Annotated in this window: 20 protein-coding genes; 16 read left to right on the top strand and 4 right to left on the bottom strand. The window is 69.3% G+C overall.

Annotated elements, in window-relative coordinates:
- Positions 1-122: 122 nt before the first annotated feature.
- Positions 123-1,187 carry a 4-hydroxy-3-methylbut-2-enyl diphosphate reductase gene (locus DEI98_RS11805; RefSeq protein WP_081827167.1) on the top strand — a complete coding sequence of 355 codons (1,065 nt, stop codon included), beginning with the start codon at positions 123-125 and terminating at the stop codon, positions 1,185-1,187.
- Complete coding sequence (locus DEI98_RS11800; protein WP_111100845.1) at positions 1,184-1,930, top strand: DUF6264 family protein; 747 nt, start codon at positions 1,184-1,186, stop codon at positions 1,928-1,930. Before DEI98_RS11805 ends, DEI98_RS11800 begins: the two co-directional genes overlap by 4 nt.
- A 436-nt stretch (positions 1,931-2,366) precedes the next feature.
- On the opposite strand, the gene DEI98_RS11795 is transcribed toward DEI98_RS11800, so the two are convergent.
- Together DEI98_RS11795 and fbaA are read right to left on the bottom strand one after the other, a co-directional pair.
- On the bottom strand, positions 2,367-3,626 hold the full coding sequence (locus tag DEI98_RS11795) for a M18 family aminopeptidase (protein WP_111100844.1): 1,260 nt from the start codon (positions 3,624-3,626) through the stop codon (positions 2,367-2,369).
- 105 nt (positions 3,627-3,731) lie between these two features.
- Positions 3,732-4,760, bottom strand: coding sequence for a class II fructose-bisphosphate aldolase (gene fbaA / locus DEI98_RS11790; protein ID WP_017886723.1), 1,029 nt, complete (start codon positions 4,758-4,760; stop codon positions 3,732-3,734).
- Between the two features lie 159 nt (positions 4,761-4,919).
- Here fbaA and glpX point away from each other — a divergent pair, with 159 nt between their 5' ends.
- From glpX to DEI98_RS11745, 9 genes are all read left to right on the top strand, one after another.
- Entirely contained in the window at positions 4,920-5,909 is a 990-nt protein-coding gene (gene glpX, locus DEI98_RS11785; protein WP_017886722.1) for a class II fructose-bisphosphatase, read from the top strand.
- Positions 5,910-5,992: 83 nt separating this feature from the next.
- Positions 5,993-6,889: a hypothetical protein gene (locus DEI98_RS11780; protein ID WP_111038843.1), complete on the top strand. Its 897-nt coding sequence runs from the start codon at positions 5,993-5,995 to the stop codon at positions 6,887-6,889.
- A 68-nt stretch (positions 6,890-6,957) separates the two neighbouring features.
- Complete coding sequence (locus tag DEI98_RS11775; RefSeq protein ID WP_146243511.1) at positions 6,958-8,475, top strand: GH-E family nuclease; 1,518 nt, start codon at positions 6,958-6,960, stop codon at positions 8,473-8,475.
- Between the two features lie 9 nt (positions 8,476-8,484).
- Positions 8,485-9,255 carry an ankyrin repeat domain-containing protein gene (locus DEI98_RS11770; RefSeq protein ID WP_111100842.1) on the top strand — a complete coding sequence of 257 codons (771 nt, stop codon included), beginning with the start codon at positions 8,485-8,487 and terminating at the stop codon, positions 9,253-9,255.
- On the top strand, positions 9,252-9,797 hold the full coding sequence (locus DEI98_RS11765) for a suppressor of fused domain protein (RefSeq protein ID WP_111094719.1): 546 nt from the start codon (positions 9,252-9,254) through the stop codon (positions 9,795-9,797). The genes DEI98_RS11770 and DEI98_RS11765 overlap by 4 nt, the downstream gene beginning before the upstream one ends.
- A 30-nt stretch (positions 9,798-9,827) precedes the next feature.
- On the top strand, positions 9,828-10,328 hold the full coding sequence (locus DEI98_RS18390; RefSeq protein WP_146243510.1) for an SMI1/KNR4 family protein: 501 nt from the start codon (positions 9,828-9,830) through the stop codon (positions 10,326-10,328).
- A gap of 3 nt (positions 10,329-10,331) precedes the next feature.
- A complete protein-coding gene (locus DEI98_RS11755) occupies positions 10,332-10,883 on the top strand; it encodes an RNA 2'-phosphotransferase (protein WP_111100841.1) in 552 nt (183 codons plus the stop codon).
- Positions 10,883-11,644: a PoNe immunity protein domain-containing protein gene (locus DEI98_RS11750; protein WP_111100840.1), complete on the top strand. Its 762-nt coding sequence runs from the start codon at positions 10,883-10,885 to the stop codon at positions 11,642-11,644. The genes DEI98_RS11755 and DEI98_RS11750 overlap by 1 nt, the downstream gene beginning before the upstream one ends.
- Before the next feature lie 179 nt (positions 11,645-11,823).
- Positions 11,824-12,399, top strand: coding sequence for a hypothetical protein (locus tag DEI98_RS11745; protein ID WP_111100839.1), 576 nt, complete (start codon positions 11,824-11,826; stop codon positions 12,397-12,399).
- 30 nt (positions 12,400-12,429) lie between these two features.
- On the opposite strand, the gene DEI98_RS11740 is transcribed toward DEI98_RS11745, so the two are convergent.
- Both DEI98_RS11740 and DEI98_RS11735 read right to left on the bottom strand, forming a co-directional pair.
- Positions 12,430-13,530: a DUF1266 domain-containing protein gene (locus DEI98_RS11740; RefSeq protein WP_111100838.1), complete on the bottom strand. Its 1,101-nt coding sequence runs from the start codon at positions 13,528-13,530 to the stop codon at positions 12,430-12,432.
- Positions 13,531-13,553: 23 nt separating this feature from the next.
- Entirely contained in the window at positions 13,554-14,816 is a 1,263-nt protein-coding gene (locus tag DEI98_RS11735) for a DNA recombination protein RmuC (protein WP_111100837.1), read from the bottom strand.
- 190 nt (positions 14,817-15,006) lie between these two features.
- Between DEI98_RS11735 and iolC the strand changes: the two genes are divergently transcribed.
- From iolC to iolD, 5 genes are read left to right on the top strand one after another with little or no spacing between them, the layout of a single operon-like run.
- Positions 15,007-16,047: a 5-dehydro-2-deoxygluconokinase gene (gene iolC / locus DEI98_RS11730; RefSeq protein WP_111100836.1), complete on the top strand. Its 1,041-nt coding sequence runs from the start codon at positions 15,007-15,009 to the stop codon at positions 16,045-16,047.
- On the top strand, positions 16,040-17,029 hold the full coding sequence (locus DEI98_RS11725; protein ID WP_035807563.1) for a class I fructose-bisphosphate aldolase: 990 nt from the start codon (positions 16,040-16,042) through the stop codon (positions 17,027-17,029). The genes iolC and DEI98_RS11725 overlap by 8 nt, the downstream gene beginning before the upstream one ends.
- A complete protein-coding gene (locus DEI98_RS11720; RefSeq protein WP_111094726.1) occupies positions 17,026-18,537 on the top strand; it encodes a CoA-acylating methylmalonate-semialdehyde dehydrogenase in 1,512 nt (503 codons plus the stop codon). Before DEI98_RS11725 ends, DEI98_RS11720 begins: the two co-directional genes overlap by 4 nt.
- 8 nt (positions 18,538-18,545) lie before the next feature.
- Positions 18,546-19,469 (top strand): 5-deoxy-glucuronate isomerase, encoded by a 924-nt coding sequence (gene iolB / locus DEI98_RS11715; RefSeq protein ID WP_111100835.1) that lies wholly within the window; start codon positions 18,546-18,548, stop codon positions 19,467-19,469.
- A gap of 17 nt (positions 19,470-19,486) precedes the next feature.
- On the top strand, positions 19,487-21,376 hold the full coding sequence (gene iolD, locus DEI98_RS11710) for a 3D-(3,5/4)-trihydroxycyclohexane-1,2-dione acylhydrolase (decyclizing) (protein ID WP_110864498.1): 1,890 nt from the start codon (positions 19,487-19,489) through the stop codon (positions 21,374-21,376).
- Positions 21,377-21,386 lie beyond the last annotated feature (10 nt).

The raw sequence follows: 21,386 nt of genomic DNA, 5'->3' as shown, positions 1-21,386 counted from the left end.
CTCCTCGTCCTGCTGGGACGTCCATCGTGCCCGAGACCGGTGACAGGCGACGGACGTCGTGTTCTCCACGGGCACTCCGCGCGCCCAGGTCGCGTGCGTGCCGCTCACCTATCATCGGGGACGTGACGATCACCAACGGCCACACGGTCCCGCTCGCCCCGCCGCGTGTGCACGCGGCACGGGGTCGACTGCGTGACGAACCGGTCGCCGGCCCCAAGAAGGTGCTGCTCGCGGCCCCGCGCGGTTACTGCGCCGGGGTGGACCGCGCGGTCGTCGCGGTCGAGAAGGCGTTGGAGCAGTACGGCGAGCCCGTCTACGTCCGCAAGCAGATCGTCCACAACGTGCACGTGGTCTCGACGCTCGAGCAGCGCGGTGCCGTCTTCGTCGACGACGTGGCCGAGGTCCCCCGGGGCTCGCACGTCGTCTTCAGCGCGCACGGTGTGTCGCCGGCCGTCGTCGCGGGTGCCGCCGAGCGCGACCTGCACGCCATCGACGCCACCTGCCCCCTCGTCACCAAGGTCCACCGCGAGGCCACCCGGTTCGCCAAGGCCGAGCGCACCATCATCCTGATCGGCCACGCCGGCCACGAAGAGGTCGAGGGCACGATGGGGCACGCCCCGGACCGCACGATCCTGGTGAACGGCCCCGACGACGTCGCCGCGCTGTCGGTCCCCGACCCGGACAACCTCGTCTGGCTGTCGCAGACCACGCTCAGCGTCGACGAGACGATGGAGACCGTGCGGCTGCTGCGCGAGAAGTTCCCGGCCATCCAGGACCCCCCGTCGGACGACATCTGCTACGCCACCCAGAACCGCCAGGTCGCGATCAAGAAGGTCGCGCCCGGTGCCGACCTGGTGATCGTGGTCGGCTCGGCGAACTCGTCGAACAGCGTGCGACTGGTCGAGGTCGCGCTCGAGCACGGTGCCCGCGCCGCCCACCGCGTCGACTACGCGGAGGAGATCCAGCAGGAGTGGCTCGACGGTGTCGAGACGGTCGGCGTGACGAGCGGTGCGTCCGTGCCGGAAGAACTCGTGGCCGAGGTGCTCGAACAGCTCGCCGACGCCGGCTACGCCGCCGTCGAAGAGGTCGTCACCGCGCACGAGGACCTGATGTTCTCGCTCCCCAAGGAGCTCCGCACCGACGCCTCGGGCAACCCGACGCGCGCGCTCGGCGGGCGTCGGGCATGAGCGGCTCGGACGGCTGGTCCTCGGTCCCGCGTCGCGACCCGGCGAACCACGGCGACGCCGGCGCTGGTACCGGCCAGGAGGCCCGGGGTGCGTCCGCGACGTCGGCCGCCGGTCCCGCGAACGGTCGGCCCCAGGGCCGTCCCGCCCCCGGGTACGGCGAGTACGCACCAGAGGGTTGGGTGAACCCGGTCCTCGTCGAGCAGGAACGCCAGGAGCGGGAGCGTCAGGCACGGGAGCGGCAGGACCAGGCCCCCGCCACCGGGGTGCGCGACGCTGCTCCGAGCGACGGCGTCCGCGGTGAACGCGCCGGTGCGGACGCTCGATCCGGTGCAGTCCCTGCCGGGGCGCAGCGGTCGATGGCCCGCAGCCGGTTCGGTCGCACGCCGGCAGACTTCGTGCTCACCGTCGGGCTGCTCGCCTTCGGGCTCGTCTCCGTTGTGCAGTCCCTGGCCGTGGGCGAGGTCGCCTCCACCGTGCGGCGCACCCTCGAGACCCAGTACACGGCGTTGGACGACCCGAGCGCCCTGAGCACGGCGGCCGCCATCGCCGCGATCACCAACGTGGTCGTCTTCGCCCTGGTCGCCTGGTGGTCCATCCGCCGGCTCCGCGCACGGAAGCGGACGTTCTGGGTGCCGCTGGTCGGCGCGGTCGTCGCCACGGCGATCAGCACGATCGCGTTCGTCGTCGTGGTCATGCAGGACCAGGCCTTCGTCGACTTCATGCTGCGACAGTCCGGCGCCTGACCGCCTGACCGCCTGACCGCCTGACCGCCTGACCGCCTGACCGTCGGGCTGCTCGCGGCGCCGGTCTCCGCGCGTCGTCGGGCTGCTCGCGGCGCCGAGTGGTTGCAACACGCCGCGGCCCCGCCGTCGAGTGGTCACGAAGTGTCGTCTGGCGCCGGCGCAATCGACAGTTCGTGACCCCTCGGCCCTGCGCGTGCGGGGAGTCGCGACCTCTCGGCAGCCCGTCCGTCGGCCAGTCGCGTGCCGGTGTCCCTCCGGCGAGCTTCGTCAGCCTCGCGGGCGAGCGCAGCAGCCACCGCCGAGTGGTCGCAACACGCCGCGGGCCCGCCGTCGAGTGGTCACGAAGTGTCGTCTGGCATCGGCGCAACCGACACTTCGTGACCCATCGACCCTGCGCGTGCGGGGAGTCGTGACCACCCCAGCCAGCAGCCGGAAGTCAGCCGGCCAGGAACGCCGCGACCGCTCCGTGCAGGGCAGCCAGGTCGTCGACGTGCACGAGCTCCCGGATCGAGTGCATCGAGAGCAGCCCGACGCCGATGTCGATCGTCGGGATCCCGAGCCGGGTCGCCGCGATCGGGCCGATGGTCGAGCCGCCGGGGATCGTGTTGACGTTGACGAACGGCTGCCACGGCACACCGGCGGTCTCGCAGGCGGCGGACCAGACGGCCTCGCCCTTCGCCTCGGTCATGTAGCGCTGGTTCGCGCTGATCTTCAGCAGCGGTCCGGCCCCGGGGCGCGGACGGTTCGTCGGGTCGTGCTTCTCCGGCTGGTTCGGGTGCACCAGGTGCCCGGCGTCGCTCGACAGCAGCCACGACCCACGGAACGCCCGGGCTGCTTCGGAGCGGGTGGCGCCGAGTCCTTCCTGCACACGGCCGAGGACGTCCTCGAGGAACGGACCACCGGCACCGGACGGCGTCGACGACCCGATCTCCTCGTGGTCGAACGCCGCGAACACCGGGATGTGGTCACCATCGGTCGGAGCGTCGACGATGCCCCGGAGTCCGGCGTGCACGCTCGTCAGGTTGTCCATCCGGCCGGAGGCCAGGAACTCCCGCTCGATGCCGATCCGGGCCGGCGCCTGGGTGTCGGCGAGGAACAGGTCCCACGACACGGCGCCCTCGCCGAGCCGGGCGAGCAGCCACTCCACGACGGAGGTCCCACCGGCGTCGCCGTCGACCCCGACGATCGGCAGGGTGTGGCGCTGGCGGTCGATCTCCTTGCCGTCGTTCACCCCGCGGTCGAGGTGGATGGCCAGGTTGGGGATGCGGGCGACGGCATCGGTGCTGACGAGCCGCACGCTGCCGTCGGCGTCGACGACCCGGCCGGCGATCCGCAGGTCACGGTCGAACCAGGTCGACAGGAGCGCGCCGCCGTAGACCTCGACGTTGAGCTGCTCCCAGCCCCCGGTGCGCACGCCGGGGTTCGGCTTCACGCGGAAGCCGGGGGAGTCGGTGTGGGCACCGAGGATCCGGAACGGCGTCGTCGGGACGGCACCGTCGGGCAGGCGCCACGCGATGACGGCGCCGTCGCGGACCACCACGTACGCACCGGGTTCGGTCGGCCAGGCGTCGAGCTCGGACAGCTCGGTGAACCCGGCTGTGACGAGACGGTCACGGGTCGCCGCCGCCGCGTGGAACGCGGTGGGCGACTCGGTGACGAACTGGGCGAACTCGGAGGCGATGGCGTCGACGGTCACCCGCCCATCGTGGCACGCGGTGGAGGCGACCCGACGCAGAACGGGGCGCGTCCGTCGGACGCACCCCGTTCCTCCAGGCCGGTGGACCCGACCGGACGGACCTGCTCAGCCCTTGGCGTGACCGGCCGAGCCGAGGACCTTCGCGGCCTCGACGACGCGAGCCGCCATGGCGGTCTCGGCGACCTTGCCCCAGGCGCGGGGGTCGTACTGCTTCTTGTTGCCGACCTCGCCGTCGATCTTCAGGACACCCTCGTAGTTGCGGAACATCGAGTCCGCGATCGAGCGGGTGAACGCGTACTGCGTGTCCGTGTCGATGTTCATCTTGATGACGCCGTTGCGGACGGCCTCGTGGATCTCGTCGTCGGTCGAGCCGGAGCCGCCGTGGAAGACGAGGTCGAGGGGGTTCTCGCCGGTGCCGTGCTTCGCCGCGACGGACGCCTGGATCTCGCCGAGGAGCTCGGGACGGAGCTTGACGTTGCCCGGCTTGTAGACGCCGTGCACGTTGCCGAAGGTGAGCGCCGCGATCCAGCGGCCCTTGTCGCCGAGGCCGAGCGCGTCGACGACCTTCTCGACGTCGTTCGGGGTCGTGTAGAGCGCGTCGTTCGTGCCCTCGTGCTGGACGCCGTCCTCTTCGCCGCCGACGACGCCGATCTCGACCTCGAGGATCGCGTTGATGTTCCGCGTCTTCTCGATCATGGTCTTCGCGATCTCGATGTTCTCGTCGAGCGGCACGGCCGAACCGTCCCACATGTGCGACTGGAAGATCGGGTTGCGACCCTGCCGGACCTCTTCCTCGCTCGCCGCGATGAGCGGCAGGACGAAGCCGTCGAGGGCGTCCTTCGGGCAGTGGTCGGTGTGCAGCGCGACCGTGATGTCGTAGTTCTTGGCGACCTCGTGGGCGAACTTCGCCATCGCGAGGGCACCCGCTGCGCGGTTCTTGATGGTGTGGCCGGCGAAGTAGTCGGCACCGCCCGTCGTGACCTGGAGGATGCCGTCGGAACCGGCTTCCTGCAGGCCCTGGAGGACCGCGTTGATGGTCTGCGAGGAGGAGACGTTGACCGCGGGGTACGCGAACTTGCCCGCCTTCGCGCGTTCGATCATCTCGGCGTACTGTTCCGGCGTTGCGATGGGCACGTGGATCTCCTTCGACTTCAGTGATGTCCCCGCCGATCGTAGTCAGAAGCTCTGGAGGCGCGGTCCGGGTTACGCGGTCGGCTCACGTCCGGCGTGCACATGCGTGCACGGGCCCGGTGTCCGGACCGTCGGTCGGCCGCCGGTCGGTAGGCTCGGGTCGTGACTCCCACGACTGAGACCGGCTCCCTGTTCCTCCAGCCCGACCGCAACCTCGCGCTCGAGCTCGTGCGTGCGACGGAGGCCGCCGCGATCCGTGCGCAGCCGTGGGTCGGGCGTGGTGAGAAGAACCTCGCCGACGGTGCCGCGGTCGACGCGATGCGCAAGTTCCTCGGCACCGTGAACTTCGACGGTGTCGTCGTCATCGGCGAGGGCGAGAAGGACAACGCCCCGATGCTCTACAACGGCGAGCACGTCGGCAACGGTCACGGCCCGGCATGCGACATCGCGGTCGACCCGATCGACGGCACCTCGCTCACCGCCGCAGGCCGCCAGAACGCCATCTCCGTCATGGCCGTCTCGGACCGTGGCTCGATGTACGACCCTTCCGCTGTCTTCTACATGGACAAGATCGCCGCCGGCCCCGAGGGTCGCGGTGTCCTGGACCTCGAGAAGCCGATCGGTGACAACATCCGCGCGCTGGCGAAGGCCAAGGGCAAGGACCTCGAGGACATGGTCGTCGCCGTGCTCGACCGCCCGCGCCACGACGAGCTGATCCGCGCCATCCGCGCGACCGGTGCCGGCACGCGACTGCTGCTCGACGGCGACGTCGCCGGTGGCATCGCCGCCGCGCTGCCCGGCTCGACCATCGACATGTGCGTCGGTGTCGGCGGCACCCCCGAGGGCATCATCACGGCGTGCGCGATCAAGGCGCTCGGCGGCGTGATCCTCGGCAAGCTCCAGCCGAAGGACGACGAGGAGCGCGAGCGCGCCATCGCCGCCGGCCACGACCTGGACAAGGTCCTCGACCAGGACGACCTGGTCACCGGCGACAACACGTTCTTCGTCGCCACCGGCGTCACCGACGGCGTCCTGGTCGACGGTGTCCGTCGTTCGCGCGGCGTCATCCACACCGACTCGCTCGTGCTCCGCTCGCGCTCGAACACGATCCGCCGCATCCAGGCGGACCACCGTGCGGAGAAGTGGTTCTAGGCCGGACGATCGTCCGCCGCTTCGGGGCGTCGCCGGTCTTCCGGCGGCGCCCCGTTGTACGAGCCCTTGCGTAGGCTCGACGCATGACTGCGACAACGGCACGGATCGTCGGACTGGACACCGCGGGCATCCGCACGCTGCACGCGGAGGCGGACGGCACGGCCGACCGGCTGCCGCACGTCGTGCCGGTGGCGCCCGACCTCGGCGTGATCCTGGCGGACGAGGACGGTGCGATCCTCACCGCGCCGGCGCTCGCCGAGATGGGCTGGGCGGACGACGACGTCCTGCGTGCAGCCGTCGCCGCCGCGCAGGAGCAGGCCGGAGGCGACGTGGCGGTGATCCAGCCCGGCACGATCGTCATCCAGGACCCCGACCTCGCCGTGGTGCTCGTGCTCGCACCGCAGGCGTTCCAGGGGATCGAGTTCCGCGGCAGCGCAGTGGTCTTCCCGGTTGCGCCGACGACGTTCATCGTCACCGGCGACCAGGACGAGGACGGGCTCCAGGTCGCGGCCGGTGTCGCCCAGCAGATCCTGGCCGACGACGAGGGCGAGGTCCTGAGCGGACCGCCCATGGTGCTGCGCGGTGACGGGTGGGTGCGGTTCGAGCACCCGTCGCTCGACGGCGAGCTCCGGACGATCCGCGCGCTCTGGACGGCGACCGCCGCGAACCTGCAGCAGGACGCCCTGCAGGAGTCGTTCGACCGGCGGGGCGAGGACGTCCACGTCGGTGCGGTCTCGGTCGCCCGGCTGGCCGAGGACGACCCGGCCTTCTCGTACTCGTCGTGGACGGAGGACGTCGAGACCGTCGTCGCCGCGGTCGACACGATCGTGCTCGTGACCCTCGACGGGCAGACGCAGCCCGTGCCGTTCGGTCGGCTGCGGGAGCTGGCCTCCGGGTTGATCGAGGAACTCGAGGTCCGCCCGACGCGCTACCGGCTCCGCGGTTTCCCGGATCTCGAGTCGGTCCGCGCGGCCCTCTGACGGGTCGACCCCGGTCGGTGGCACTCGTCCCCGTCGCTGCCCCCTGATATGGTCACACTCGCGCGCTTGTGGACAACGGCGCGAGAGATCGGACCTGGGGAGGAATGATGGGGCGGCCGTCGGGGTGGGACGTTGTCGATCAGGGTGATGATCCGGTCAAGGGTGATCCGTCGACGTTGCGGATGATGGCGCGGGAGTACCAGCGCATCTCCGACGCGGCCGATGACGCCTCGACGCGGCTGAAGTCGGTGAAGGGCTCCGGGTGGCTGACCGACTGGGAGGGTGAAGCCGCGGATGTGTTCGTCGACGCGATCGAGGACACCCCGTCGGACCTGACCAAGCTCGTCGATTCGTACGAACTCGCCGCGACGGCGTTGTCGGGGTGGGCGGACTCGGTCGATGACACCCAGTACCGGGCTGATGGTGCGTTGGCGGATGCGAAGGACGCCACCGGTGACCTCGCCGCGGCGCAGGACCGGTTGGCGGATGCGCAGTCGACGTTGTCGCACTACGAGTCCGCGTCGAAGGACCTGTCGAAGGTTGCGGACGAGTACCCGGCAGGTTCCGACGTGCCGGACGGGGTGGATGTTCCCTCGCCGGCGCAGTTGCGGGCAGCGTCCGACAACGCTTCCGTCGCGCAGGGGTCGGTGTCGTCGGCGCAGGGGGACATCTCGGCGGCGCAGTCGCGGATCGATGCGGCGAAGCGGCTCGTGGCGGATGCGAAGGGTGATTGGCAGGACGCGGAGCAGCGGACTGCGACGAAGATCGGTGACGCTGCGGACGCGGGCCTCGGGAAGCAGTCCACGTGGGACAAGATCTTCGGGTCCGAGGCGTGGGAGACCATCGTGTCGGTGGCGAAGGTCGTCGTCGCGGTGGGTGGGATCATCGCGATGATCATCCCGGGGCCGTGGACGTTGGTCATCGCGGCGATCGCGCTCGTGGTGTTGGCGGACACGTTGTACAAGATGAGCAAGGGCGAAGCCGACGGGTGGGACCTCGCGTTCTCCCTGCTCGACTGCGTCCCCGGTGCTGGTGCCCTGGGACGAACCGCGGCGATCGCGCGGGTAGCTGGCAAGCTCGCAAGCGCTCCGAAGGTGGTCGCCGCCTCGACGAAGGCTGTCGAGACAGGCACGAAGATCAGGAGAACGCTGCGGGACGTCTCCCCAGAACTAGCCGCGCGTGTGCGCGCCAACCCAGCCGTCCGGAGCAGAGTTCGCCTGCGGAAAGACACCAAGTTGGCGATCATCCGGGACGCAGAGCGGACCCCCGACGGTGACATCCTTTCCGGTACCGGTACCGGTACCGTCATCCCGATCAAACGGACGCCGGAGGGGCACCCTGTGCTGCATGATCCGAAGACGGGTCGTCCGTCTGACACCGGCATGACTGTGCCGGAGGTCGGAGCGGTGCATTACGGGCACCGCCCTGGCCACGAGTGGAGCGAGACCCGCATTCATGCCACGGAGAACGGGTGGAGTCGACGGCGCGTCATCGAACACGAGAACGATCCGAAGAAGTTCCGACTCGAGGATCCTGACGAGAACATGTCACATGCGCACGAGGCCGGACGCGGAAGCGCTGGATAGAATCAACCGATGAGCACTGCAACCGACAGTTCTGCTTTCTGGGACGCGATCACGGCCGACGATCCGAGGGCGATCGCGAGGACAGCAGCTGAAGGTTTCGAAGCGTCGGCAGCGTCACGAGTGAACCCGGATGCCATCACGCCGCTCCACTTCGCCGCTCAGAACGGTGCGGTGCAAGCGATGCGAGCGCTCTTGGACCTCGGGGTGGAGGTAGACGCGCGGGATCGATGGGGGTCGACGGCTCTGCAACTCGCAGTAGCCAACTCGGGTGACGGCGGAATCGATCCGGTGACCCTCTTGCTCGCTGCCGGAGCCGATCCCTGCTCCGTCAACGACCTTGGCGCGACCCCGCTGAGCTACGCTCGAATCCTTGCGGACGCGCCCGCCGGTCTCATCACCGCGCTGCACCGAGTTCGGGCGGTCGATGAGGACGAGGGGGATGGATCAGTCGTGTTTGAGGCCGCTGCGCGCGGGTCACTCGCCGATATTCAAGCGGCGGTTCGAGCCGATCCGGCCGTGCTCAACTCGACGGTAGATGGGGAGACCCCGCTTCGTCTCCTCGTCCGACGTGCTCTTCCTGTGCGACCAAATCGACCCAACCCGCACCCGCTCGCTGTGGGCGACGCGGTGTCGGGTGCAAATGCGATGTTGAGTGCCGGAGCCAAAGCCCGCAAGGTTGGTGCAGACGGCTTCACCGCTCAAGGGTTCGCGCGAGCATTCCTGGCGCCGAAGCCCCTGATCAAGACCCTTGACGCAGCGGCCAAGAAGGAGCGTGCATGACCCTGCCACGTGTTGTGCAAGACGTAGGATGGATTGCCTCGTTCCTCGGAGCCGACGTCGGTGCTGCGCAGCAGGTCGGCGAGGTCGATGGGATCGACCTTCTGGCGATCTCCGGCCCCAAGGAACCGTTCGTCGTGGTGATGTCCGCGGGATTGGCTGAGCGTCCGATCGCAAGCATGTTTCCCCAAGAACTCCTCGTGACAGTGCAAGCTGACCACTGGGAAGGCGCGCTCATTCTGCTGCAGACCGCGTTGGAAGTCGCCCTTGAACGCGGGCGCGGGTTCAGCTACGGCGATCTGGTCGGGAACAGCGAACCGCTTCTCATCGGAACGCGCATCTCGGGCTTGATCGCCGATGTCAACCCGTGGCTCCCGGCAGAGTCAGCGACGCGTCGTGATGGCCGTGAAGTGCAGACCACGTTCGTCTCGATGCTCCCGCTGACTGACGAAGAGCTCGAGACGCTCACGCGCACACCAGAGACTGAGCGCGATTCGGAGCTCGGGAAACTCGATGATCGGGATCTCTTGAACCTCAAGCGCTGATGAACTTCGGGAAGCCGGAGCGGCCGAGGTTTGGACAGTGCGCTGAGGTACGAACTGGTCGAAAGCGAAGCCAGCCGGGTCTCACGACCTGCCGAAGCTCACCGGAGGGCCACAGTGAGGGAACGTAGGCTCACAACCGTCGAGGAACGGCAAATCGAAGCGCGTTTGATCGCGGTTGAGGGATTCCAGTATCCCGAACGATTCCAACGTGTCCTTGCACAGGACCCGCTTCCCGAAATCGATCCCTTCATGTGGACGTCTGAGTACGAGAACCAGGCAACGGACTGGGTTGACATCGTTGGGAAGCAGTATCCGACCCGTTCCCTCGTACCCTTCGCAAAGCACCAGGACACAGACGATGTGTTCTGCTTTGACGGTGGCGACCATTCGGGCAACCCTCCCGTGCTGATCATCCACACGTTCGCTTCGCCCGGGACGGAGTACCGGGGGCAGTGGACATCCTTCGACGTCTGGTGGGAAGAGATGGAGGAGCATCGAGCAGCGTGGGTCGCGGAGCGGGAAGAGGACTGAGGCATGCCTCGTAGGGACACGTCGATCAGCAAGGCGATGTCGCACGCGCTGCGGCACGAACCGCGTGCGTACGGGCTGGAGCTCGACGCCGACGGGAGCGTCCCGCTTGTAGACCTCGTGGACGCCTTGCAGCGGGCGGGCGTGGCAGCGTCCGAGGACGATGTTCACCGTGTGGTGGTCGAATCCGACAAGCAGCGCTTCGCCGTCGAAGGCGCCCGGATCCGTGCCCAGTACGGGCACTCGATCGACGAGCGCATCGTGAAGCAATTGATCGTGCCGCAGCCGGTGCTCTGGCACGCAACTTCCCCCGCTGCGGTTGAGTCGATCCTGCGCGACGGGCTCTTGCCGATGGGTCGCCAGTACGCGCATCTGACGACCGATCGCGAGCTGGCTCTGCAGGCTGGGCGGCGCAAGTCCACCGCTCCCGTCATGTTGCGAATCGATGCAGCTCGCGCCCACCTGGAGGGCGTGGAGTTCTCGGAGGGGCACGACCGGGTGACCCTGGCCTTGTTCGTTCCCGCTCAGTACATCTCGGCGGAAACCTCCCGATCCTGATGCCGCTGTTCCGACGGAATGCTGGGCTGCGCCAGCGGGCGAGCGAGTTCAACGGTCGCTACTGGCGGAGTGCCATGCAAGTCACCTCAACCAACTGGGAGGGGCGCAGGGCAGCGGTGCACCGAGCAACGGATGCGGAGAAGCGACTGAGGGCGTTGCGCGGCGAATGGCACATGGGCCTCAAGCATCTGGTCGTGCAGTACTCCGCAGGTGTCAGCGTCGATGAGATCGGCGATGTAGCCGAGTCCGTCGCGGCCTCGTACCGTGCTTGGGTCACCTCCGCTCTCTCCGATGCCGGTCCTTCGCCCCGCCTCAGCGACGGGAACGAGTACTACATCAGCATCTTGCAACTTCTCGGGATCACGACGGGCTGTGGTCGGGACGACAGCGCGCGGACGATACTCGAGTCCGTGATCAGGCAGGGCGCGGATCCGTTGTTCTCGGCTCTTGCTTCTGCACACCGGCTGGCCCTCCCCAGCGGATCCCCTGCGGCTTCGACGCCCAGGGTTGCGCGGCCTCTGCTGGCGGTTCTTCAACGGCCCGAAGAAGCGGACCGCACGATCCAGACCTATCTGACGGACTGGCCAACGCGTATGAAGTCGATGAGCTGGATGGGGTCCCTGGAACGGGTCAGACCCGGTGACTCGTACGGTCAAGGTTTCATCGGGTACTGGGCGATGGAACTGCCTGCGGTGGCCAGTGCCATCGATGCGCACCTCGACGACGTTGTGTCGCCCTTCCTCCCAGCGGATCTCTTGTGAAGTTCGACAGATCTTTGGTCGGGCAGCCCAGGTGAGGCAACGAGACGAACGAGTGTCGACGGGGCAATCGCGTGCACTCCTCCCAGCGAGACTCTCGGTGAAGGCGGTCAACTGGCGGTCGAGCAGCGCCCTGTCGCGGCGAAGGCTCCCGGTCGCGACACGAACGAAGGTGGTTCAAGGTGATCGACGTCGAAGTACTCCGCACAGCGCTCGATCCGTCCTCGATGGACGTTCCGAAGCAGGTCCGGAACGCCTTCGAGAAGGCGGCTCGGGTGAAGTCGTTCGTCACGGTTCCGGGCGGGGCTGCACTGATCTGGGGATCGGTGTTGATCGCGGTCTACGGGGACGCTTCCCGTGTGAGCACGGCGGCACGCGCGCTGCGCGTCCCTGACGAGGGTGTGTCCCACACCCAATGGACGAGGCAGCGTGGTGCCGACGCGGCGGTGGCATTCGCAGCCGCTCGCGACTCCCGCCCACCATCGGTTGCGGCACGGACTGCCGGATGGACGGTGAGAGAGCCGTTGATGCAAGGGAAGGCGCTTCGGCACCACATCGACCGGTCTGCCGAGGAACGGGAGATGGACGAGTTCATGCCGGTTTCGGGGCATCTCGCCGCGTTCGCATCGGACATGGTGATCCTGGGGACCATGTGGCTGTTCGGCGGGTCTGACGCGTGGCCGATCGGGCGGATCGCAGCGGAGTGGGACCGCAACGCCGAGGCAGTCCGCGCGTTCCCCGGCTCCTCCGACGCATGAGCAGTCGCCCCTAGGTTGATTCTGTCGTGGTCAGGAGACCGACGCGTCGTCCTCGTCCGCCCACAGCGGGTCGCTGACGGATCGGGGCAGTGGGGCTCCCGGCGACCCCGGCCACGGCAACCGCGTGACCGGCCAGTTCGAGGCGAAGAGCTCACGCCGCCCGGCATCGAACTCCTGCACCGTCTTGAGCTCGTCGTAGACCAGGGCGTACGCGGCCCGCAGGTTGTCGAAGTAGTCGTCCCACGAGTCGAACAGGGTGAAGGCGACATCGGCGACCAGGTCGATCGACGACCAGGCATCGTCCTCGCTCAGGAGCCCGGCGGCGTACGCACCTCGGACGGCGGTGACCGCGTTCTTGACGTCCATCGACCAGAGCAGCTTCGGCGGGCGGTCCGCTCGGCGTTCGAGCAGGCTCGAGCCTGCCCACGGGTCGGTGCCGAGCAGTGAGGACAGCCGGGTGAGCCGGGTCTCACCCTCGGCGGATCGGCTCAACGCGAGGAACTGCCACGACACGCTCTTCGGACCGAGCAGGTCGACGGCGAAGGCCTGTGCGTCCCGCCCGCTGGCGATCTTGTAGGTCTCGTCGAGTTCGCGGCGCAGGAACGTCAGCGGGGGCAGGGGGATCGTCACGAAGGGCGACGGCGTGGTGTCCTGCAGGTACTCGCCGCCGAGCTCCACCCGCGAACCGTACGGGGCGAGCGACGCTGGCCACCATCCTTCGTGGAAGTCGCCGAACGAGGCGAGGGCCAGCTGCTGCAGTCGGTGGACGGGCAGCTCGCGGGCACCGGTGCGCTCCCGGTACCGCCGCTGTTCCCGCACCGGCAGCCCGATGTCACGGAGCGAGGTGATGAAGGTCAGCACGAACCACACGACGACGGCGATCAGGAAGCAGCGCCACACCGCCTGGATGCCGTACCCGAAGTGCGCCCGGACGTCGTACGGACCGGCTGTGGCGGCGACGAGGGCGACGAAGAATGCCACGATCGCGATCGCCATGGTGATCCACGCTGCGGCGCGGTCCCGTCGTCGCCCGGTCTGCTTCCGCGCCTTGGCGACCATCGCCCGGTGCCGCCAGCGTGGACGGACCGGGAACTCGCGGTCGCCGGGATGGTTCTGCAGTGCTTCCCCCATGACGATCGATCGTAGCGAGCGGCTCAGTCCTCGTCGACGGCGCCGACGAGCTCCGGCGCCGTGAGCAGCCGCGGCTCGTCCTCGATCGACGACGGGTCGGCGATGACCTTCGACTCGTCGAGCAGCGACAGCCGACGGGCGCTCGGCAGCACCTGGCGCTCGAGGGACCCGACGAACCGGTTGTAGTCGACGACGGAGCCCCGGATCGAGCGGCCGAGCTTGTCGACGTGCCCGGCCATCGTGGACAGCCGGCCGTAGAGCTCGCGGGAGACCTTGAAGAGCTCGTGGGCCTCTTGCGAGACGACGTCCTGCTGCCACGAGAACGCCACGGTCTTGAGCACGGACCACAGGGTCACGGGTGAAGCGAGCGCGATGCGCTTGCGGAAGGCGTGGTCGAGCAGGCCGGGATCGGCGGCGAGGGCGCTCGAGATGAGGGACTCGGACGGGATGAAGGCGACGGTGAGCTCGGGGGAGGCGTCGTAGCCGGTCCAGTACTCCCGTGCGGCGAGGGCGTCGACGTGCGCTCGGAGCGCCTTGACGTGCTGGGCGATGAGCTGGTCGCGTCGGGCTGCCTCGGCGCCGGTGGCGGTCGCCGGGATCTCGGCGGCCTGCAGGTAGGCGCTGAACGGCACCTTGGCGTCGACGGCGATGGTCTTGCCGCCGGGCAGGTGCACGACCATGTCCGGGCGGGCGGAGCCGACGGCGGTGGTGACGGAGGACTGCACGTCGAAGTCGACGCGTTCGAGCAGCCCGGCGGCCTCGACCACGTTGCGCAGCTGCGTCTCGCCCCAGACGCCGCGCGTGCTGTTCGACGACAGGGCGCTGGCCAGGGTGTCGGCAGTGGCGCGCAGGCGCTCTTCCGACTCGGCGGCCGACCGGAGCTGCGCCGACAGCGCGCCGTACTGCTCGCTCCGCGACTGCTCGAGCTCGGCGATCTTCGTGCGCATCACGTCGAGCGTCTGCGCCACGGGGCTGAGCGCGGAGAGCACCTTGGACTCGTTCTGGTTCCGTGCCGCGTCGACGCCGTGCATGCGCTGCACCAGGTGCTCGAGCTCGGCGGAGCGCCGCTCGAGCGAGTCGACCTGGCGGCGGTACTGCGTGTCCTGGGCGTCGAGGTGTTCCTCGGCGTCACGCCGCACTGCCTCGAGCTGGCCGCGGAGTGCCTCGGCCGTCGCGCGGGCCGACGCGGCGTCGACGCCCGCGCGCGAGCGGGCGAGCGACCAGGCGACGACCGCACCGGCGGCGATGCCGATCACGAGACCGATGACCAGGGCGAGGATCTGCATGTCGCGACCCTGGCAGAACCCACCGACACCGCGCCTCCCGGCACTCCGGCGCGCCCCGCAGAACGAGCGTGACCAGCGCCACGGGACCAACGTGACGGACCACGGAATCCATGTCATGACATTAGGGCAAACAGGGTGTACAGTCGTGATCGTCCGCCGATGAAGCCGCACGGAAGGTCCACCGCGTCGCATGACGAACCAAGCTCCCCACGCCTACGACGTGATCACGATGGGACGCGTCAGCGTCGACATCTACCCGCAGCAGACCGGCCCGCTCGAGGACGTCTCGACCTTCTCGAAGTCCGTCGGCGGCAGCGCCACGAACGTCGCCATCGCCGCTGCTCGACACGGCGCGGACGCCGCGGTCATCACCCGGACGGGCAACGACCCCTTCGGCCGGTACATCGCCCGCACGCTGCCCGAGTACGGGGTCGCGAACGCCTTCGTCGAGACGGTGGAGGGGCTGAACACCCCCGTCGCCTTCTGCGAGATCTTCCCGCCGGACGACTTCCCGCTCTACTTCTACCGGGCCCCGAAGGCGCCCGACCTGATGATCACGGCGAAGTCCCTGCCGCTGCACGAGATCGAGCGCGCGAAGATCTTCTGGACCACGGTGACCGGCCTCAGCGAGGAGCCGAGCCGACAGGCGCACCACGTGGCGTACGAAGCCCGGTCCGCCGCGCAGAACAGCACGAAGACCCACACCGTCTTGGACCTGGACTACCGGTCGATGTTCTGGTCGAGCCCCGAGGCCGCGATGCGCGAGGTCGCGATCGCCCTCGAGCACGCCACCGTCGCCGTCGGCAACCGCGAGGAGTGCGAGGTCGCGGTCGGTGAGACCGACCCGGTCCGCGCCGCCGACGCCCTGCTCGACCGCGGTGTCGAGATCGCGATCGTCAAGCAGGGGCCGAAGGGCGTGCTGGCGAAGACCCGCGACGAGTTCGTCGAGTTCCGTCCGCACCACATCGACGTCGTGAACGGGCTCGGCTCGGGCGACGGCTTCGGCGGCGCGCTGACCCACGGGCTGCTGCAGGGCTGGAGCCTCGAGCGGATCCTGGCGTTCTGCAACGCCGCCGGCGCGATCGTCGCGACGCGGTTCGAGTGCTCGACGGCGATGCCGACGAGCGACGAGATCGAGCAGTTCCTGACCGACAACCCCACCGAGGGCACGACGCACACGGGTGCGACGCACACGGGTGAGACGCACACCGAGGAGAAGACCCATGCCTGAGCTCAGCCCCGCTGACTTCCAGCGCCTCCGCGACATCCGTGCCGGCCAGCCGGACCTGGTGCGTGCCACGCTCGACGCCCGCCGCAAGCGCTCCCTGCTCGCCGACGACGGCAAGCTCTTCATCGTCGCCGCCGACCACCCCGCACGCGGTGCGCTGGCGGTGCGCGACGACGAGTCCGCGATGGCGGACCGCTACGACCTGCTCGAGCGGCTCGTCACGGCCCTCGGCCGGCCGGGGGTCGACGGCGTGCTCGGCACCCCCGACATCCTCGAGGACCTCGCGCTGCTCGGCGCCCTCGACGGCAAGGTCGTCGTCGGGTCGATGAACCGCGGTGGACTCCGCGGCGCGACGTTCGAGATGGACGACCGGTACACGGCGTACTCGGCGCAGGCCATCAAGGACTCCGGGCTCGACTTCGCCAAGCTGCTGGTGCGCATCGCCCTGGAGGACTCGGGCACCGCGCCGACGCTCGAGGCCACGGCCCGCGCCGTCAGCGAGGCCGCGGCGCTCCAGCTGCCGATCATGCTCGAGCCGTTCATGTCCGAGTGGCGGGACGGCCGGGTCGTCAACGACCTGTCGGCCGACGCCGTGATCACCTCGATGGCGATCGCTGCGGGACTCGGCGAATCCAGCGCCTACAGCTGGCTCAAGATCCCCGTCGTCGACGACATGGAGCGCGTGATGGCCGCGACGACGCTGCCGACGCTGCTGCTCGGCGGCGACCCGGCTTCGCGCCCGCTGGAGACGTACGCCAAGTGGGCTGACGCCCTGGCCCTGCCCGGCGTCCGCGGCCTGGTCGTCGGACGCACCCTGCTCTACCCCTCGGACGGCGACGTCGCCGCCGCCGTGGACGTGGCCGCCGGTCTCGTCCACAGCCAGGAGGCCCGGGGCGGGTTCTCCACAGATGCCCACGACCCAGCCGCTCGGCTCGCGGGCGCCACCACCATGGACTCGTCCATCTCGGAAGGAAGCAACGCATGACGCTCACCGACACGACCACCACCACCGTCGGGCACTGGATCGACGGCAAGCGCGTCGAATCCGCGTCGGGCAACACCGCCCCCGTGTACGACCCGGCGCTCGGCGTCGCGACCAAGCAGGTCGCGCTGGCCGACGAGTCCGAGATCCAGGCGGCCATCGGCAGCGCCAAGGCGGCGTTCCCCGGCTGGAGCAACCTGTCGTTGGCCAAGCGCCAGGCGATCCTGTTCTCGTTCCGCGAGATCCTGAACCGCGACAAGGCCGAGCTGGCCGAGATCATCACAAGCGAGCACGGCAAGGTCCTCGACGACGCCATGGGCGAGATCGCCCGCGGGCAAGAGGTCGTGGAGCTCGCCACCAACATCCCGAGCCTGATGAAGGGCGAGTTCTCCGACCAGGTCTCGACCGGCATCGACGTCTACTCGATCCGCCAGCCGCTCGGCGTCGTGGGCATCATCAGCCCCTTCAACTTCCCGGCGATGGTGCCGCTCTGGTTCCTGCCGATCGCGATCGCCGCGGGCAACACCGTCGTGCTGAAGCCGAGCGAGAAGGACCCGTCGGCCGCCATCTGGCTCGCCGAGAAGTTCAAGGAGGCCGGGCTGCCCGACGGCGTCTTCAACGTGCTCAACGGCGACAAGCTGTCCGTCGACGGCCTGCTCACCAGCGACGACGTCGAGTCGATCTCGTTCGTCGGCTCCACGCCCATCGCGCAGTACGTCTACGAGACCGGTACCAAGCACGGCAAGCGCGTGCAGGCCCTCGGTGGCGCGAAGAACCACATGCTCGTCCTGCCGGACGCCGACCTCGACCTGGTCGCCGACAACGCGATCAACGCCGGCTTCGGTTCGGCCGGTGAACGCTGCATGGCGATCTCGGTCGTCGTCGCCGTCGAGCCGGTGGCCGACGAGCTCATCCAGAAGATCAAGGACCGCGCGGCGACCCTGCGCATCGGCGACGGTCGTCGCGGGTGCGACATGGGCCCGCTCGTCACGAAGCAGCACCGTGACAAGGTCGCCTCGTACATCGAGGTCGCAGAGCAGGACGGTGCGGTGGTTGTGGTGGACGGCCGCACCGTCCGACCCGACGGCGACGAGAACGGCTTCTGGCTGGGCCCGACGCTGATCGACCAGGTGCCCACCACCAGCCGCGTCTACACCGAGGAGATCTTCGGTCCGGTGCTGAGCGTCGTGCGGGTCGCCACCTACGAAGAGGGCCTCGAGCTCATCAACTCCGGCGCGTACGGCAACGGCACCGCCATCTTCACGAACGACGGTGGCGCCGCTCGACGGTTCCAGCGCGACGTGCAGGTCGGCATGATCGGCATCAACGTCCCGATCCCGGTGCCCGTCGCCTACTACTCGTTCGGTGGCTGGAAGAACTCGCTGTTCGGTGACCACAAGGCGTACGGGGCCGACGGCGTGAGCTTCTTCACCCGCCAGAAGGCGATCACGAGCCGCTGGCTCGACCCGTCGCACGGCGGCATCAACCTCGGCTTCCCGTCGAACAACTGACCCGCGGCATGGCGAACGAACAGCACCAGCACGACCAGTGGTTCATCCCGGCGGGCTCCCGGCCCGAGGCGGGCTGGACCGACGTGGTCGACGGTCGCATCGAGGGGTGGGCGCACACCGGACTCCGGACCGGCGCGCTGACCGACGGGGACGAGCTGCGCCTCCCGGCCGACGCCGTGGAGCGCATCGTCGTGCCGCTCGCGGGGTCGTTCCACGTGACCCACTCGAGCGCTGCCGGCGACGGCGAGCAGACCCTGCAGGGGCGGGGGAGCGTCTTCGACGGCCCCACCGACGTCCTGTACCTGGGATCGGGCTCCACGGCCACCATCACCGGCAGCGGCCGGTTCGCCGTCGCGGAAGCCCCCACCGACACCGTCAAGCCGACCACCTACGTGGCCCGGCCGGACGTGCCCGTGGAACTCCGCGGCGCCGGGCAGTCGAGCCGCCAGGTGCACAACTTCGGCACCCCGGCCGCGCTCGACGCTGTCAAGTTCATCGTGTGCGAAGTGATCACGCCGGCCGGCAACTGGTCGTCGTACCCGCCCCACAAGCACGACACGAACGTGCCCGGTTCTGAGTCGAACCTCGAGGAGATCTACTACTACGAGGCGGCGGTGTCCCGTGGGCTCGAGTCGATCGCGCCCGAGGCCGCCGACCCGTTCGCCCTGCACCGCACGTACGCCTCGGACGACCGCGCCATCGACGAGTTCCGGCAGGTCCGGACCGGCGACGTCGCCCTGGTGCCGTACGGCTGGCACGGTCCGGCGGTCGCCGCTCCGGGCTACGACATGTACTACCTGAACGTGATGGCCGGGCCCGACCCGGAGCGCGTCTGGAACATCACCGACGACCCCGCCCACGGGTGGGTCCGGCAGGCGTGGGCATCGGAATCGATCGACCCACGACTGCCCTACGAAAGGAAGCAGGCGTGACCACCACCACGCGGAAGATGACGGTCGGCCAGGCACTCGTCGAGTTCCTGGCCAACCAGTGGACCGTCGACGGCGACGTCCGCGAACGCACCATCCCGGGGATCTTCGGCATCTTCGGGCACGGCAACGTCGCCGGGGTCGGTCAGGCCATCAAGCAGCTCCACGTCGAGCAGCCCGGGTTGCTGCCGTACCACCAGGCCCGCAACGAGCAGGCGATGGTGCACGAGGCCGTCGGCTTCGCCCGCATGCACCGCCGCCGTGCGACCTACGCATCCACCGCGTCGGTCGGCCCAGGTGCCGCCAACATGCTGACCGCCGCGGCGCTCGCCACCACGAACCGGCTGCCGGCACTGCTGCTGCCGTCGGACACCTTCGCCACGCGCACCACCGACCCGGTGCTCCAGCAGATCGAGCTGCCGCACGACACGTCGTTGCAGGTCACCGACGCCTTCCGTCCGCTCTCGCGCTACTTCGACCGGGTGGAGCGTCCGGAGCAGCTGTTCTCGATCGCCCTCGCCGCGATGCGGGTGCTGACCGACCCGGCCGAGACCGGTGCGGTGACGATCGCCCTGCCCGAGGACGTCCAGGCCGAGGAGTTCGACGTGCCCGTCGCGTTCCTGCAGCCGCGCGAGTGGCACATCCGCCGTCCGTTGCCCGAGCGCGGCCCGCTCGAGCGTGCCGTGGCCGCGATCCGTGCCGGCCGGCGTCCGGTCATCGTGGCCGGCGGCGGGGTGCTGTACTCCGACGCCGCCGACGAGCTCCGCGCCTTCGTCGAGGCCACCGGCATCCCGGTCGGCACGTCGCAGGCCGGCGGCGGATCCCTGGTCTGGGACCACCCGCAGTACCTCGGCGGCATCGGCGCGACCGGCACCGCGGCCGCCAACGCGATCGCCGCACAGGCCGACGTCGTCATCGGGATCGGCACCCGCTACAGCGACTTCACCACGGCGTCGCGGACGGCGTTCCAGAACCCCGACGTCACGTTCGTCAACGTCAACGTGGCCGCGTTCGACGCCTACAAGCACGGTTCGCAGCTGCCGCTGATCGCGGACGCCCGGGAGGCCCTGGTCGCCCTGACCGAGTCGCTCACGTCGGACACGGCGTACGTCGTCGAGCCCGGCTACGCGTCCGAGATCGCCTCGCTGAAGGCGGCGTGGGACGCTGCCGTCGACGGCGCGTTCGCGCCGTCCGGCGCGGACCTGCCCGGCCAGCCCGAGATCATCGGCGCCGTGCAGTCGGTCTCCGACCCGCGCGACGTCGTGATCCAGGCAGCGGGCTCGCTGCCTGGCGACCTGCACAAGCTCTGGCGGGTGCGCGACGAGCTCGGGTACCACGTCGAGTACGCGTTCTCGTGCATGGGCTACGAGATCGCCGGTGGCATCGGTGTCCGCCGCGGAGCTCCGGACCGCGACGCGATCGTGATGGTCGGCGACGGCAGCTACCTCATGCTGCACACGGAGCTCGTCACCGCCGTGGCCGAGGGCATCAAGATCATCGTCGTGCTCATCCAGAACCACGGGTACGCGTCGATCGGGCACCTGTCCGAGACCGTCGGCTCCGAGCGCTTCGGCACGAAGTACCGGTACCTCGACGAGACCGAGTCGTTCGAGAACGGCGAGCCCCTGCCCGTCGACCTCGCCGCCAACGCCCGCTCCTACGGCGTCGACGTCATCGAGGTGCAGCCCGGCCCGGACAGCATCGAGGACCTGAAGGCCGCACTGCGTCAGGCGAAGGCGAACGACCACACCACCCTGGTGCACATCAACTCCGACCCGCTGGTCTACGCCCCCGAGGGCGACGGCTGGTGGGACGTGCCGGTCGCGCAGACCTCCACCCTCCCCAGCACCCAGGCCGCCCGCGCCGAGTACGAGCAGCAGGTCGCCACGCAGCGTCCGCTGCTCGGCTGAACCGTTCACG

Source organism: Curtobacterium sp. MCLR17_034 (genome assembly GCF_003234485.1).
GTDB lineage: Bacteria > Actinomycetota > Actinomycetes > Actinomycetales > Microbacteriaceae > Curtobacterium > Curtobacterium flaccumfaciens.
The sequence above is the reverse complement of the archived record's forward strand: the minus strand, read 5'-3'. Positions and strand labels throughout refer to the sequence as shown.